Origin of the sequence: Paenibacillus puldeungensis (assembly GCF_042678945.1) — a bacterium.
Classification (GTDB): domain Bacteria; phylum Bacillota; class Bacilli; order Paenibacillales; family Paenibacillaceae; genus Fontibacillus; species Fontibacillus puldeungensis.
On the sequence record NZ_JBHTLM010000001.1, the window covers coordinates 449,367 to 466,193 of the forward strand.

Genomic DNA, 16,827 nt, shown 5'->3' on the forward strand with positions numbered 1-16,827 from the left:
AGACCCCATATTCAAGAAGGGGACAATCCACATGAAGCATGCAAGTGTTGGCGGAGAATTAAGAGTAAGTACAAGCGAGGCAACAGCTTTTTCAGGAGCGGTCAAGAGTGAGGCAGCCATTCCGGAGGTGGGCGGAAGTAGAAAAAGTGTGATATCTGCAAGGACCACCCGAAAATCACAATTCAACCGAGGGTTTTGGCTCGTCGTTTTGGGAGCTGCACTTTGGGGCGTGGACCCGCTATTCCGAGTCATTTTGCTGAAGTCTGTAACCTCTTCACAAATTGTGCTCTTGGAGCACCTCATTATCGCCTTGCTAGTATTACCTGCTCTCTGGAAAAACCGAAAAGAGCTGAAAGGACTTAGCTGGCGCCATGGGGGCGCACTGCTCTTTATTTCCTGGGGTGGCTCGGCGATCGCCTCCATATTGTTTACCATGGCGCTCTCAAGCGGCAATTTGAATGCCACGCTGCTCCTCCAAAAGCTGCAACCTCTCTTCGCTATCATCCTGGCTAGTTTGCTGCTGAAGGAAAAACTGCCCCGCAATTTCTTCGGGCTTTTTCTGATAGCACTGGTTGGAACGTATTTGTTAACCTTCGGATTTACAATTCCGATTGGGCACTTTAGCGATTTCGTACAAGTAAGCAGCCTGCTCTCGATGGGGGCTGCAGCTTTGTGGGGCGGCTCAACGGTCATGGGACGTATGTTGGTTGGACGTATGAAATATGAGACTGTGACTTCGCTAAGATACGTTCTCGCGCTCCCACTGCTGTTCGCCATCACTTGGAACGAAGGGGCTGCCTGGAGTCTACCTGCTGGTTCAACCATGTTTGCCGCCTTCACGTTGAATATTATAGGACAGGCGCTGCTTCCCGGACTGCTCAGCCTTCTCGTTTACTATAAAGGCCTGACAACGACCAAGGCGTCAGTCGCTACGTTAGCAGAGCTTAGCTTTCCGATGGTCGGAGTGCTGGTCAATGGAATCGTTTTTCAACAGGTGATCACCGTGGCTCAGATTTGCGGTTTCGTGTTTATTTGGGCGGCTTTGTTCCTTATTTCGAGGCAGGAACAACCGGCTCAGGTTAACGAGCTGGGTGCGTAACACTTCATCTGCTAGAACGTTATGCTTGCTGCAAGAGTAAGCTAAGTAAAAAGCGAGGTTCTCCACTTTTGGCGGAGAGCCTCGCTTTTTGAAAATAAATGTGTCAAATTCCTCGTGAGGAGGGCCATCTCTAGCAATGCTCGACTACCATTGGTTAAGTTTGTATACGTACAATGCAATATCGAAATGAGGGGCAGACGTGATATAATGTTTTAAATTTCAAGCTAGCGTATCTATTACATAAAAGATGGTGAACAAGGGCTATCATGAAAATTTACTTGGATATGAAAACTGTATTTGTTTTGCTCGTACTAGGTCACCTGTTTACCGTTCTCCTCATCAGCGCATACAGGGGCAGATCCTCCAAGGACCCGGCTGTGGATGTGTTTTATGCCGCTAAATGGTTTCAATCTGCAACTTGGGGCATGTTAGTCGTAGGGATCGCAAAAGCTGGGATTGCCAATGTCACACTATTAATAGGAGTCGCTTTAGAAACGATTTCTATATTGATGGTGTTTGACGGATTTGGCACTAGAATCAAAAGGTTTTATACGATTTGTACGACTGTAACGCTTACCGGGTATTTTATTGCCCTACCGCTGAATAATGCGGATAACATCAGGATTGCGATTATTTCGTTTGCACTTGCGATCATGCTGGTATTCCCAGCATACCGTCTCATTAAGTCTGCTTCCAGGTCCGTGTTAAGTTTACTTTTGGGCTACGTATACTTGATTCTTGCAGCAGGGCTTATGTTTCGAACGGGAGTGACCCTTCTTTCTCCGGTTCCTATTAACATGTTTAAACCAGGCCTGCATCAAAGCCTACTGCTCTTGGCACTGTATACGATCATGATACTGGGAAATATGGGGTTTGTCCTGCTTTCAAAGGAGCAGGCCGACAGGGAAATGATCAGGCTGGCCAGTTATGACGATTTGACCGGAGCGCTTAATCGCAGGACTTTTATACATCAAGTTAGGTTAAGCCTTATCACCTGTATGAAAAAAGCAGCCCCCGTGTCATTTATCCTGATGGATATTGATAACTTCAAGACGATTAACGACACCCTCGGGCATGACGCCGGGGACAAGCTGCTGCAAGAATTTGCCGTCAAGGCGCAGGAGCAGCTAAAAGCTGACGATCTGCTCGGCAGGTACGGTGGGGACGAGTTTGCGATTTTTCTACCCGAAGCCGACGAGATCACATCGGATGAATTCATTAGGAAGCTTCGTAAATTGGTGATTGACAATGGCTCAAGCTCAGGTGGCGATATGGCCAATTATACGATCAGCTTTGGAGTTGTAACGGTCATACCAGATTCACATACCATCATAGACAAGCTGTACAAACTAAGTGATGATGCCCTATATACAGCTAAGAATGCCGGGCGAAACCGTGCTTCCCGAAGCCAGGCGATCATGGAGGAGGGCTTATCATAATAAAAAAGCGTAAGCATCCGGGTAAAACCGGCGGCTTGCGCTTTTTTTAATAATGGTTGAACAAAATAAGGGTAAAAAAGTCCCCTATTTCGGCCTTAGAAGAGCATCTTAACAAAATAGGAGACTTTTTGGGACCTATTCTCAGAGAAACCTGCCCAAAAGGCGGTTTACATAGATAAATCATAGAAATAGGTACAAAATTTTCCCTTATTTTATGAACGAGAGGGGGAATTGGCCGAATAAGGCCATAAAATTCCCTTATTCTCTCCACCATGTCCGCCTTCTCCCCGAAATGGGATGCCTACGGCGAAAGCCTTATTTCTCGCTCTCCTCCAGCCACAGAATAGCGGTGACTCCACGTGGATAATAACGGCTGCCGCAAATCGTGCCGGCCATCATTTGGTCGCTCCAGCTCCAATAGGCGTTCTTCTCAGAGATGAGCCATGCGACATGCGCCGCGTCCGAAGCTTTACCCTGCTCATCCCAGGTTAGGCCAAGAATACGGCGGGCGATGAATTGGCACAGGTATATTTTACTCAGCCAGGAATTGTCGCTGGTCGAGGAGAGCTTCCAGCCTCCGTCCGCAAACAGGCATACGCCCGGCTTCAGGACGGTGTGCAAATGTGTTTTTAGCGCGGCAATGTATTCGCCAAATCTTCCAGTTGGATCAAGCGCGTCCTCGCAGCCAGTAAAGAGCGGGAACACCAGCCCTTCGATGGCCGGTATAATTTTCGAATCGTTGTTCTCTTGGATCACGGCCGGGATATAGCCTTCCGGCAGCATATGCTCGCATATAGTATGAGCGCAAAGCTCTGCCTGGCGTCCGGACAGATTAGCTTACTCTTTGAGTCCGCTACCTGCAAGTATTTTCTCCATGGCGACATAGGCGGCCCAGCTTTTGCCTGCGAGGTATATGTTATTGCGAGCCTGTCCGAGCGATACGTCCAGACTGTCATAAGTCGTGATTTCCGCGCCGCCCATCGTACGAGAGCTGTCTAGTCCCATAATACCGGTTCGTTTTGCAGGGTCCGGGTGATCCCGATTCACCATACTCTCCAAGCATTGTTCGAAGATATTCAGGTTGTTCTCCAGCCAAGCTTGATCTCCCGTCTGATTTACATAAACCGCAGCACACAGTACCCAGTTGACGAGCTGTTCATGCGTCATGTGGGAGAAGCAGTCCTTGATAGCGTGCAGCTCATATGCAGAGTAGCCAGGGCGGGAGAACGAATTGGCAACGCCCATGTCATGCGTAAAGCTGATTCCTCCGGGATAAACTGTTTCATTCCCCGGCAGGCGAGCTGTATCCTCGTAGCTGTAGCGGCTCGTGAACAGGTCAAGCTCGTTTTTGACCGTCCAGGGATTCATTTTTAGTTCAAAAAACAGCTGATCCACCGTCAAATCAAACGTATTCATCATCCGGTATTCGCCTTCATTGACGATCCACAGCGCTTTGCCTTCATGCTCCAACAGTTCCGTAGAACCATAATAGCTGCGGATAGCGTGGATGAGCATAAACCGCTGATCCTCGTTCAACTCTGAGGCCATAACCAGTTCATTTGCTTTCCGGGCAACCTCGAGCTTCCGGTCAAATTGCTCAAGCGCGTAAGCCGCTACGTCCTCGATATTGGCAAAATAGCGGGTGTAGTAGTAGGAAGCATCCATTCCGGTTGTCACAAAACCAACGCGATAGAAACAAACTGCAAACCGGTACGTCGCCTTTTCCCCGGCTGGAGTGTCCATGAGCAGCGCGCCGACCGGACCTAACCCAAACCGCAGATTTTCTGCGACTCTAGGCTTCAAAATATCCTCCATCGTAAAAAAGCCGGCGCTCGTCACGCGCGTGTCTGATGTGGCAATCGCCGTATGTCTGCCTTGACCGACACCGCATATACACCCATCTGTCGTATCCTCCAGGCGGCGAACCGAAGTGTACGGATCGATTCCCTGAAAGCCGAAAAACGCTCTGCGTGCTGTTTTTCCACGGGTATTGTCGATCGTCAGCTCCGCAAGGACCGCCGGCATCAGGGCGAAGCGAAGCTGCTCCCCTGTGGCGATTTTCGGGTCCGGAACCGCTTCAAAAGGCGAAATCAGCCGGAAGGTCAAATCGCCTGCTTGCCATTCATCGGTAGCTGCGTCGTACTTGCGTGTGATTACTTCTCTTGAGAAGGGAACGATGAGCTGGTTTGCGTTCGGCTTGTTTTCTGAACCGCCTTCCTCTGTAGTGTATCGATCCCGTTCATCCTGGCCTTCACCGAAAAATGGCAATGCTTGATATCGGTCTATGCCATCCTCCTGCAGGCCGATATATATGTTCTGGTTGGGAGGGCTCCCAAGCTCCAGGTCAAACCCGCCGCTCTTGCCCGGGTATCCTAGCGTGAAGCTGGCGAAGCTGCCCATCGGGGAATGATGAGCGTTGAAAAAAATATTTTTACCCAAGTTGATTACCTCCTGTTATTATAGGTATATATTATGATAAGTTGATTATATCAAGGATGTTTGGGCAGTTATATGTCCAAAGCATTAATTAATTTATCCAAATCAGTCATTTGATATAAGCTTGGGAGACAAGGAGGAGAAGGTTATAAATAAGTCTGATGGACATCAGGTTGTGGAATATATGCTGCCCGATATGGACTCGACATTTCGCATATTTGCGGCTCACTTGCGTACGGTTACCTGTGAGTGGTCCTACCCGGAGCACAGCCATCCGCTATTTGAGGTGAATTTGGTGCTCTCCGGCAGCCAGGAGATGATCGTGAACGGCCAGCGCTATATTCAGAAGCCGGGCGATCTTATGCTGCTGAGTCCGGAGGATGTGCACGAAAGCCGTGCTGCCGGGCCGGAGCGAATGACTTATTATTGCTTGCATTTTAACGTGGATGAACGTCTGCTCCGGGAACTGCTGTTCAGAAGTGACGATTTTCTGTACACGGAGTACAGTCCGCTTACGAGAGCGATTCGCCCGAGCCTGGACAAGCTGATCGAGCTGACCTCGGAAAACGCCGAATTCAGGCTGGCGAACAAAATGCGGACGTTGTCCGTTGTGTTCGAGTTGTTTGCGGGCTTGAGCGAAAATTTGGAGCGGAGCAGAGAAGGGGCTGCCGGCAGCAAAATGAACCGGATTGCCGCAGAAATTGCCGCCGGGCTGGAGAGATATGTCGAGCTTGGGGAGGATTCTTCCGGAGGGGAAGTGATGGAGGGGAGTGAAGGGATAGAATCCGAGGATACATCGCGCGAAACCGTCGCTGCCGTTATCGAAGGTCTGGGATATAGCGCTTCGTCCTGCAACCGCATGTTTCACAATGTTTACGGCATGTCGCCACGGCAATATTTGTCCGCACTGAAGCTGAAGAAGGCCAAGCTTTTGCTCATGGAACCGGACATGTCTGTGGAGGCCGTGTCAGCGCGGCTTGGCTACAAGGATATCGCGCATTTTAGCCGGCAGTTCAAACGCTGGACCGGCGAGCCGCCGGGAAAATTCAGAGGAAAATTTCACATTTGATTTGTTCCGATTGGGTGTAAGATGGTCTTTATCAAAAAACACGGACGAAAGGAATGAATGTACATGCCATACCGTAACCCCGTTATTCCGGGATTTCATCCTGACCCCAGTGTCTGCCGGGTAGGTGAAGATTATTATCTTGTAACGAGTTCTTTTGAATATTTTCCGGGCGTACCGATTTTTCATAGCCGTGATCTGGTGAACTGGCGGCAGATAGGACATGTGCTCGACCGGCCTAGCCAGTTGAACCTGGAGCATGCGCCGAGCTCAAGGGGAATTTATGCCCCAACGATCCGGTATCATCAGGGAACGTTTTATATGACCACGACGAATGTATCGGGCGGGGGCCATTTGCTTGTCCATGCTGATGATCCTGCCGGTCCATGGTCCGATCCGGTTTGGATCGACCAGCCCGGCATTGATCCTGATCTGTTTTTTGACGTAGATGGGACCTTGTATTTCTCCACCGCTTCGGGGGAAGCGCAGACCGGGATTTATCAGAGCATCCTTGATTCGAAAACCGGCAAGCGGCTGACGGAGCCGCGGATTATCTGGAGCGGAACCGGCGGCAAACACCCGGAGGCCCCGCATATTTATTTGATCAATGGCTCGTATTATATCATGCTTGCGGAAGGCGGCACCGAGTACGGACATATGGTCACCATCGCAAGAGGGGAGGGTCCGTCGGGACCGTTCACCGGCTGTCCTCACAATCCAATTCTGTCGCATCGCAGTACAGCCAGCTCGATTCAGGCGACCGGACACGCCGACCTGATCGAAGCCCATAACGGCAGCTGGTGGTCCGTGTGCCTTGGCATCCGTCCGGTTGGTTACCCGAGCCGGCATCATTTAGGCCGGGAGACATTTCTTGCGCCTGTAACGTGGAATGAGAGCGGTTGGCCGGAGGTAGGAAACGGCGGAATGATTGAGGAGGAAATGCAGGTGGCTACACTTCCGCTCCATCCATGGGGAACAGCAGCACCGCAGGGCCGGGAGGATTTTGCGGATCCGTCACTGGCTATGGAATGGAACTTCTTGCGCAATCCGCGGCCCGGAAGTTGGTCCCTTGCGGAACGTCCGGGCTGGCTTACCTTGAACGGTTCACAGGTCACGCTGAATGAAGAGGATGCTCCAGCCTTTGTCGGCAGACGACAGCAGCATTTTGTTTGCCGCGCGGAAACTCTGCTTGAATTTTCTCCGGCTCAAGAGGGAGATGAAGCCGGCTTGACCGTGCTGATGAACCACCGCTTCCACTATGAAATAGCGTTAACTTGGGCTAACGGAGCTCTGTCCCTTATTTTCCGAAGACGATTAGGTTCACTGTGGAAAGTAGAACAGTCGATTCCGTGGTCGGACAGCCGGGTGATCCTTGGAGTACAGGCAAATCATGAACGCTACGTGTTTACCTATCGGACTGCTGAGGGTGAGCATAAACAAGAGGTGCTGGGAGAAGGCGAATGCAGCATGCTAGCAACAGAAGTGGCCGGTGGCTTCACCGGAGTATACTTTGGCCTTTACGCAGTAAGCGGACGAGTAGGTTTGCCTGCTACGGCTTCCTTTGACTGGTTCGACTACAACCCGCACGCATAACGGAAGGAGTCATCCAGGGATAAATTGTAGCAAAAAAGCACCACCTAAATATGTGACCTTGCAGATGATCAGCAAAAGAATAATGTGGTGAGTGAGAAATGGGTGTCAGCCAGGCCGGTCTAACCTCCTCGTGGCTTTCTTCTGGCCTCTTCTGTCCGGTTTGGCCTATTTTAAATGCAGGTTTTGCAGTTAAAATCCAGAAACCCGCAATTTGCCATTTGCCCGAAAATAGTTGTATAAAAATGCATTTAGTGGTGTGAATTCACGCCGCAACAGTAACCAGAGGAAGATGGGGAGGAGTAACTCAAAGGACGCCGTCAGGCGTTTTTCTTACTTTTTGCTATGACGGACCACCTTTATCGAGTACAATAATAGCTAAATTGATATATTTGGAAAGGTGATGACCCGTTTTGATGAATGTAAGCGCTGACCTTCTCTCGATACCGGTCGGCAAACGAATTGTATTTCTCGGCGACAGTATCACGGAGAATGGAACTTACATCCGGGATCTGGACGCTTTTTTTCTAAAACATTTGCCGCAGCATCGGCTGGAGTGGATCAATTTGGGCGTAAGCAGCGAGACGGCGGCCGGAACAAGTGAAGCCAGCCATCCATTTCCTCGCCCTTGTGTGCATGAAAGATTGGAGCGGGCCTTACAGGAAAGTAAGCCGGATTGGGTCTTCATATGCTATGGCATGAATGATGGTATCTATCATCCTTACACTGCGGAACGGTTTGAGGTTTATCGGGAGGGGATGTGCCGTGCCGCCGAAAAGGTTCGCCAAGCCGGTGCGCGGTTGATCTGGATGACGCCGCCGCCGTTTGATATTTCCTCCGTTAATGGAGAAGTGCAGCCGGATGGAGCGGAGGACTACTCCTTCGATAAACCATTTATCAAATACAATGAAGTACTTGGCAGGTATGCGACATGGGTACGGGAATATGCAGATGAGCAAGGTGAAACAGTAGTTGATATTCGCAAGCCTTTGATGGAACTCATTGGGACAAAGAGGGAAGCGAACAGCGATTATCGTTACGGTGACGGCATACATCCTGAAGAGGACGGCCACTGGGTAATAGCGCGGACGACATTAAGTACGGTGTTTCATATTGAGTTGGAGCGGAGTCCGGAGTGGGCCGTACAGAGCCAGGGGGCGTTTATTCATCGGGTAGAGGAAAGAAGAGCTTTGCTGAACGCAGCGTGGCGGGAGCATGTCGGTCATTCCAATCCGAATAAACTTGATGCCCTTCCGCTTCCAGAGGCGCTTGAGCGGGCTGAGCGAATGCTTCCTGCCATTTACCAGGAGGCGGAGCGGGAAGGCGGGACAGAAGCCGCTGTAGTGACGGAGTCATGGAAAGGGTATAGTCGTGTTGATTTTTATCATGTAGGCCGCGAATGCGTGCTGGTTGCCCCGAAAACAGCAGCGCCCGGCCGACCATGGATTTGGCGGTGCGAGTTTTTTGATGCGTTTGCGGATGCGGATATGGCGCTGCTGGAGCAGGGTTGGCATTTGGCTTACTTCCGAATCAGCAACTTGTACGGCTGCTCCTATGCTGTGGAGCAAATGGAGGGCTTCCGCAGCATGCTGACGACAAAGTTTGATCTAAACGCGAAACCGGTTCTATTTGGATTCAGCCGTGGCGGATTGTACGCGCTGCGTTATGCGGCGATGTTCCCGCAGAACGTTGCCGCGATGTATCTCGACGCTCCGGTGGTGGATATTCGCAGTTGGCCGGGCGGAGCCGGGGCCGGGCTGGGCTCAGCGGAGGAGTGGAAGGATTGTCTTAGCGTTTACCGAGTCACGGACGAGGAAAAAAGCGTGCAATCCGAGGAGCAAGGGCAGGACGAGGATCCATTTGCAGAAGAACCCCGTATCCCTGCAGAAGTGACGGAGCGTCTATTGAAGCAGCTTGCTGCACCAGCCGAAGCCGGCGTCCCGATTCTTCTTGTTTCTGGCGATGCCGATCGACATGTTCCTTTTCCGGAAAACGGAGCTGTTCTGAAGCGAACCTATAATGCGCTGGGTGGGAGAATCGACACCATCTTGAAGCCGGGCGGCGACCATCATCCACACAGCCTGCCCGATGTGAGACCTATTGTGGAATTCATACTTAGCCAAGCTTTGAAATAAATAATCGTCATTATTCAAATATTCATATACGGTCGGTACGATCCTCCCATACCCGAGTAGGGCTTAGGGAGGATTTTTACATTTTTACAAATAAAGTGTAATACGTTAACAGTGTCCCGCTAAACTTCTATGGAATATGCGTAAAGAAGTTAGGAGGGCTCACATTTGGTGAAAAAAGTTCAGCGATTAGCATCACTGTTCTTAACTGCATCGATGATTGCCAGTTCTATAGGGGGTGGGACTGCGGCGGCCGAGGAAAGCGTGCTGCAACCGGCTCCATCGGAAGCTGTCATGGTCACCCCGCAGGCTGACCAAGCTCAAGGGGAGAAAACCGCCGCTGCCTTTGGCATTTCGACTCAGGCGCTGCCGGATGCGGAGGTTGGTAAACCTTACACGGCAACGATCGCGGTTTATGGAGGGGAAGCCCCTTATCATTTCACAATGGATCAGCAACCGCCGGGTCTCATGCTGGAGCCAACCATGGGGACTTTGTCTGGCTCGCCAGAGAAAGAAGGCATGTATACATTTGAAGTGACCGTAACGGATAGTGCTGCAGTTCCAAATTCGACTCGGACTAGCCTGGATCTGAAGGTGGCGCCTGCAGCACTCCCTCCATCGCAGCCTCCAGCAGTCGATACACTTCAGCTTCGCAAGATCGCCGCTTATTCGGTAGGCAAGCAAAACGAGGACGGCGGAGTTGCGGAGATCGTTAAATACAATAAGGGTAATCATAAATTTTATCTTGTGAACGGTTCAACCGAACCGGCGAGCATCGACATTGTTCCGTTTCCTGCCGAAGGCGGCACCTTGATAAAGGAGAAGACCATCAACGTGGAAAGCCTTGCGGAAAGCGGTAGTAGCTTTGAATTTGGGGACTTGACCAGTCTCGATATCAATTTGGCAACGAAAAAAATAGCCGCAGCCGTGCAGGAGAAGGATCCGGCCAAAGGTGGCAAAATCCTCGTGCTGGACTATGACGGGAACCTGCTGGAGACGCATGGTGTAGGCATTCAGCCAGACATGGTCAAATTCACAAGCGACGGGCGCTATATTTTGACAGCGGATGAAGGAGAGCCGCGAACAACCGGCGTGGATCCAGAAGGCAGCGTTACGGTTGTGGATACGATGACCGGGCAGGCTTCCAGAGCTGCCTTTGATAATCCTGCACTAATCGCAGATAACGTCCATATTCGCGGAGTCAGCGATGGCCGCGGGATTATCACCGGACCCGGAACGAAGGAGCAGGCCAAGACGGATCTTGAGCCGGAATACATTGCACTCTCCGGAGATGAGAAGACAGCCTACGTTTCCTTGCAGGAGAACAACGCAATTGCAGTGGTAGATATCGCTTTGGCAAAGGTTATCTCCGTTACAGGGCTCGGATACAAGGATTTGAACGATCCGAAAAATGCACTGGATCTGCTCGAAGACGGAAAGTTTAATTTGGAAAATGTTCCGTTTAAGGGCATGTATATGCCGGACGGGATAGCTTCTTATACCATGGGAGGAAGCACTTACCTGTTTACTGCCAATGAGGGAGATAGCACGGATAGGGACGATCGCAAGAATGGCGTAAAGATCTCCAAGCTAACTGGCATCGATCCCGCTTCGGCGGCCGGAGCCTTTTTGAAGGAGAAGGGTTCGGTATACGGCAATGTTGAAGTGGCGACAGACATGGGTCCAGAAGGGGTGTATTTATTCGGAGCGCGCTCCTTCTCCGTTTGGAACGCCGACAATATGCAGCAGATTTATGACAGTGGCAGCGATTTTGAGCGTATTACGGCCGAGCGTTTGCCTAAATATTTTAACTCGAATCACAGCAAAGCGAATTTTGATAAACGGAGCTCCAAAAAAGGGCCGGAGCCCGAATACGTCACATTAGGAAAAGTGGGCGATAAAGTATTTGCTTTTATCGGACTAGAGCGGATCGGTGGAGTTATGGTTTATGATGTGACCGATCCGACAAGCCCGAAGTTCGCTAACTATACGAATACACGGGATTTTAGTGCTGGCATGGAAACGGACACTGGACCGGAAGGACTGGAGTTCATTCCTGCGGCCGACAGCCCGACCGGGCTGCCGCTGCTGCTCGTTGCCAATGAAGTCGGCGGTACGGTGGCCGCGCTGGAGCTGCAAGTGACCAAGGTAAGCCTGGATAAAACGGTATTAACCCTTGAAGCCGGCGAGGCAGCCGAGAAGTTGACGGCTACGGTGACTCCAGTTAGTGGGGGCGGTTCTGCTGATGTCGTTTGGTCTTCTTCTGATGAGGCGGTAGCTGCCGTGGATGCGAAAGGTAACGTTACGCCAAAAGCAGCGGGTAAAGCAGTAATTACCGCGAAAAGTACCGATGGCCTTGGGGAAGCTGCAGCCATCGTGACCGTAAATCCGAAGGCGGACGGTGACACCTGGAAGCTGACGGTGATGCACACAAACGATACGCATGCCCATTTGGATGATGTGGCCCGGCGGGCGACGCTGGTGAAGCAGATTCGCGCCGAAGGGGGCAATCAGCTGTTAGTGGATGCAGGCGATGTTTTCTCCGGGGATCTGTATTTTACGAATTGGCTCGGGTTAGCTGATCTTAAATTTATGAATTTGATGGGCTATGACGCGATGACCTTTGGTAATCATGAGTTTGACCAAGGTACAGAGGCTCTGGCAAATTTCGTGCGGCAAGCTCAATTTCCGCTGCTCAGCTCAAATATCGATTTCAGCAAAGATGGTCATATGGCACCGCTCGTAAAATCGCCAAAGGTGATTGATACTGGTGCTATAAAAACGACAGAGCATGCTGGCGTATATCCATATGTTGTACTTGATGTGAACGGTCACAAGGTTGGAGTTTTCGGAATGACGACGGAAGATACGGCAGAAACCTCCAGCCCGGGGAAAAACGTTGTCTTTAAGGATGCAGCAAAGTCCGCCAAGCAGACGGTGGAAGCAATGGAGCGTGAGGGGCTGAAGACGATCATCGCCCTATCTCATTTGGGATACGCCCGGGATAAGGAATTGGCCGCCTCGGTGGAAGGAATCGATTTAATTGTCGGCGGACATACCCATACGAAGCTGGATGCGCCTCAAATCGTGACCGACAGTATCTGGAACACCCCGACCGTTGTCGTTCAGGCCAACGAGTGGGGCAAATATTTGGGCCGCGTTGATGTTGTTTTTGACAAGCAAGGGGTTGTGCTTACAGGAGAGGGGCAGACGACGGGACGTCTTATTCCGGTTGACAGTAAGGTAGAGGAAGATTCGGAAGCAAAATTCATATTAGATCCATTAAAAAAGCAGCTGGATGAGTTAAAAACAAAGGTTGAAGGTTTTGCAGCTGTTGTTCTTGACGGTGAGCGTAAAAACGTACGTTCAAGGGAGACGAACCTTGGCAACCTGATCGCTGATGGCATGTTGGCAAAAGCTAAGGAGGTTAAAAATGCCGATGTAGCGATTATGAACGGTGGTGGTATTCGGCAATCCATAAATCAGGGAGATATCACCATGGGAGAGATTAGAACGGTGATGCCCTTTGGAAATACGCTTTATGTTCTCGATGTGACCGGAAAGCAGTTGCTAGAAGGCTTGGAAAATGGGATTAGCGGCGCTAAGCTAGCGGACTTACCCGGTAAGTTTCCGCAAATCGCCGGTATGAAGTTTAAGTGGGATCCTAATCAATCGACGGGGAGTCGAGTGTATGATGTGATGATTCAGAAGGGGACAGGATATGTTCCTTTAAGTCTTACGTCTACGTACCGATTGGCGACGAACAGTTTTGTCGCTAACGGTGGGGACGGCTACAAATCGTTTGCCGAAGCGATTTCTAACGGGGCCTACCATGAGGACCTCGGGTACCCTGATTATGAGATTTTTATTGAGCATATCGAGCGTTTGGGCCGCACGGTCGCTCCAATCGTAGAAGGAAGAATCGTGGAACAAGCCAAACCTAGCGGCGGCGCAGGCAACGGCGGCGGATCATCGCCAGGTTCAAGCTCCGGACTGCCAGCTCAAACGGCTGCCCCGAAACCGGAGTCCAAAACGAAAACGCCTGCCGGTCAAGAGGCTGACGTCCTTTCAGGGGAACAGCTTCAGGTCAGCGTCACCAAGGATTCATCCGGCCAGACAGTGAATCAGGTGAGTGTGAAGTCAAGCGATCTTCAGGCTGCATTGACCGCCGCTGCATCAAGCAGCAAAGGCGAGCTAATCGTCGAGATGTCGGAGCTTAAAGGCGGGAACGTGCTTTCTTTGCCAGTCAGCGCGTTATTGGCCGACACTACAGCAGGAACCGAAATCAAGCCAATTGCGCTCATCGTTCGAACCGACCTTGGAGCCTATCGCATCCCGATTGAGGCGATTGCCGCAGCAGCTAAGGAGAGCGGTGCAGCACCAACTGGAGCTCCGTCCACTTTACGTTTGTCCATCGTCCCGGCGAATCCTTCCGATCAGGAAAAGATCGCCAAAGCTGCATCAGCGCAGAGCATTACCTTGCTGGGAACTCTCGAATTCAAACTTCAATTTGTATGGCCAGATGGGCGTTCTCAAGAAATGAGCGAGAACGAGAAGATTAAAGCTCAACGGTTCTATCACATCCCTTCTAATACCATGACGGGTAAAGCAACGATTGTCCGATATGATCACTCCACCCATGAGTTAAGGTTTGTTCCTGCCTTGGTTCAAGGAATCGGACACGGACCATCGCTTCAAATTAAACGGTCTGGGGAGTCTGTGTTTGCCATCATTAATGTTAGTAAAGATTTCCCCGATTTGAAAGGACATTGGGCGAATACGGAGATTGGAGTACTGACGAACAGGTTCATCATTAAAGGTGTCGACGACACGAGCTTTGCTCCCGGCCGGGAGATGAATCGGGCGGAGTTTACAGCGCTGCTGGTTCGTGCGCTGGGGTTGTCGCCTGCAAAGGGGCAAATTTCATTTAGTGACATAAGTACCAGTGATGCGTTGGCGGGTGAAATCGGGGCGGCGGTGCAATACGGTCTTGTCAAAGCCGACAAGGACACCCTCGGGCCGAAGGTAAGCATTACCCGCACGGAGATGGCCACCATGATTGCAAGAGCTATGCGGTTAGCAAAGGCAGAGGTGGGGGACGTACCAGTGAGCGACGCATCCTCGCCCGAAACCAGCTTACCGAAAGATCAGTCGGCTGCACTCGCCCGCTTCTCCGACCGTTCCGTGATCCCGAACGGTGCGGCAACCGATATTGCTTGGCTGGTGGAACAAGGCATTATGAAGGGCGACCAGCGCGGTGCTTTTGTCCCAAATGGACATGTAACGCGGGCACAGTCGGCTGTGATCGTATTAAGGATGCTGCGAAAATTGAATTTTACAAACTAAGCATTAAAGACAATGCGGCACGATACTGGTGAAAAGAAGTGCGAGATGTGAAGGCGATTTCCGCCCATCTCGCACTTTTAGTTTGTGCCAAGTCGTTAGATTCTAAATAGTCCAGTGAGACACAGGGTTGCCATGGCAGCGGAGTTATTTTGCACATGATTAAACTCAAGAATATGCTACGATGAAGGCAAATGAAGCCAGAAAGGGAAGCGGAATATGGATTCGATACATACCGAAAGATTAACGATCAGAAGATTCACACCAGATGACTGGCAAGACCTGCATGAGTACCTGTCGGATGAGGAGGTTGTTAGATTTGAACCGTATGAGCCTTATTCGGAACAGCAGGCAAAAGAAGAAGCAATTCACAGATCAAAGGATGCAGCCTTTTACGCTGTTTGCCTGAAGCAAAGCGGAAAGTTAATCGGAAACCTGTATTTGAGTAAAGGTGACTTCGATACTTATGAGCTTGGATATGTTTTTAACAGTAAATATCAAGGCCAGGGCTATGCTTCGGAAAGCTCAAAGGCCCTACTAGATTATGCGTTCACACAATTGGGTGCGAGACGAGTCATCGCCATGTGCAGTACGCTGAACGAACATTCATGGAGATTGCTCGAGCGGCTGGGACTGCGGCGCGAAGGATTGCTTTTGCAAAATGTATTTTTTAAAACGGATTCCCACGGTGATCCTATTTGGTTTGACACGTATGAATATGCGATCTTGAAGAAGGAATGGGGGATGTGAAGCAGTAAAAAATAGCCGTGAGCAACCATCCACTCAATAAAGTGGGTGGTTTTTTATATGTCTCAATTTCCAAGCAAATCTCTCCAATCTATCGACTCTTCTCTAGTAGTATGGTATCATGATAATCTGATAACGTATTAGCGAACTAAAGCAAACATCCAGAAGATCTGCATATTATTGGGGGAGAGTCAAATTATGAAAAAAATTGCTATATTGTTTTTGGCATTTGGAATGATGCTGGCTGTTCTAGCCGGATGCTCCGGTAGCGGCAAGGATGACAACAAGCTGGTCATCGGCATTGACGATAAGTTTGCACCGATGGGCTTCCGGGATGAAAGCAACAATATCGTAGGTTTTGACATTGACTATGCCAAAGCTGCGGCGGAAAAAATGGGCATGGAAGTTACCTTTCAGCCGATCGACTGGTCTGCGAAAGAGTCCGAGCTGAAAAGCGGCCGAATCGATCTGATTTGGAACGGATATACGATTACGGATGAACGCAAAGGCAAGGTGCTGTTCACTAAGCCATACTTGAAAAACAGCCAGGTCATCGTGACATTGGCGGATTCACCGATTTCATCCATTAACGATCTCGCCGGCAAGGTAGTTGGGCTTCAGTCCCTATCTTCGGCAGCGGACGCCTTAAACGCCAATCCTATAAAAAGCGAAATCAAGACAATATCCGAGTTTCCGGATAACGTGCTTGCGCTAAGCGATTTGAAGACAAAACGGCTGGATGCCGTTGTCATCGATGAGGTCGTCGCCAGATATTATATGTCCAAAGAAGAAGGCACTTTTAAATTGTTGGATGAATCATTGGCTCCAGAAGAATATGGGGTCGGAGTGAAGAAAGGCAATGAGGAGCTGCTGAACAAGCTGCAGAAAGCGCTGGATGAGCTCAATGCGGACGGAACGGCGGCGCAAATTTCGACGAAATGGTTTGGAGAAGATAAAGTTTTGAAGTAGACTAGC

Annotated in this window: 8 protein-coding genes and 1 pseudogene; 8 read left to right on the forward strand and 1 reads right to left on the reverse strand. The window is 50.4% G+C overall.

Annotation, left to right across the window (positions count from 1 at the left end):
* The first annotated feature begins 31 nt into the window (after positions 1-31).
* Together ACFQ3W_RS01900 and ACFQ3W_RS01905 are read left to right on the forward strand one after the other, a co-directional pair.
* Positions 32-1,099: a DMT family transporter gene (locus tag ACFQ3W_RS01900; RefSeq protein ID WP_379316046.1), complete on the forward strand. Its 1,068-nt coding sequence runs from the start codon at positions 32-34 to the stop codon at positions 1,097-1,099.
* 284 nt (positions 1,100-1,383) lie between these two features.
* Positions 1,384-2,538 (forward strand): GGDEF domain-containing protein, encoded by a 1,155-nt coding sequence (locus tag ACFQ3W_RS01905; RefSeq protein ID WP_379316047.1) that lies wholly within the window; start codon positions 1,384-1,386, stop codon positions 2,536-2,538.
* 315 nt (positions 2,539-2,853) lie between these two features.
* Here ACFQ3W_RS01905 and ACFQ3W_RS01910 read toward each other — a convergent pair.
* A pseudogene (locus ACFQ3W_RS01910) lies at positions 2,854-4,977 on the reverse strand (glycoside hydrolase family 52 protein).
* 181 nt (positions 4,978-5,158) lie between these two features.
* Between ACFQ3W_RS01910 and ACFQ3W_RS01915 the strand changes: the two are divergent.
* The 6 genes from ACFQ3W_RS01915 to ACFQ3W_RS01940 all read left to right on the forward strand — a co-directional run bounded on the left by ACFQ3W_RS01915 (position 5,159) and on the right by ACFQ3W_RS01940 (position 16,821).
* Positions 5,159-6,043 carry an AraC family transcriptional regulator gene (locus ACFQ3W_RS01915; RefSeq protein WP_379316370.1) on the forward strand — a complete coding sequence of 295 codons (885 nt, stop codon included), beginning with the start codon at positions 5,159-5,161 and terminating at the stop codon, positions 6,041-6,043.
* A gap of 63 nt (positions 6,044-6,106) precedes the next feature.
* Complete coding sequence (locus tag ACFQ3W_RS01920; protein ID WP_379316049.1) at positions 6,107-7,633, forward strand: glycoside hydrolase family 43 protein; 1,527 nt, start codon at positions 6,107-6,109, stop codon at positions 7,631-7,633.
* A 413-nt stretch (positions 7,634-8,046) separates the two neighbouring features.
* The gene (locus ACFQ3W_RS01925) at positions 8,047-9,765 is read left to right on the forward strand and encodes a GDSL-type esterase/lipase family protein (RefSeq protein WP_379316372.1); all 1,719 of its coding nucleotides are present in this window, start codon (positions 8,047-8,049) and stop codon (positions 9,763-9,765) included.
* A gap of 168 nt (positions 9,766-9,933) precedes the next feature.
* Positions 9,934-15,108 (forward strand): choice-of-anchor I family protein, encoded by a 5,175-nt coding sequence (locus ACFQ3W_RS01930; protein WP_379316374.1) that lies wholly within the window; start codon positions 9,934-9,936, stop codon positions 15,106-15,108.
* A gap of 216 nt (positions 15,109-15,324) precedes the next feature.
* Positions 15,325-15,855 carry a GNAT family N-acetyltransferase gene (locus tag ACFQ3W_RS01935; RefSeq protein WP_379316051.1) on the forward strand — a complete coding sequence of 177 codons (531 nt, stop codon included), beginning with the start codon at positions 15,325-15,327 and terminating at the stop codon, positions 15,853-15,855.
* A gap of 195 nt (positions 15,856-16,050) precedes the next feature.
* On the forward strand, positions 16,051-16,821 hold the full coding sequence (locus ACFQ3W_RS01940; RefSeq protein ID WP_379316053.1) for an amino acid ABC transporter substrate-binding protein: 771 nt from the start codon (positions 16,051-16,053) through the stop codon (positions 16,819-16,821).
* The last annotated feature ends 6 nt before the right edge of the window (positions 16,822-16,827 follow it).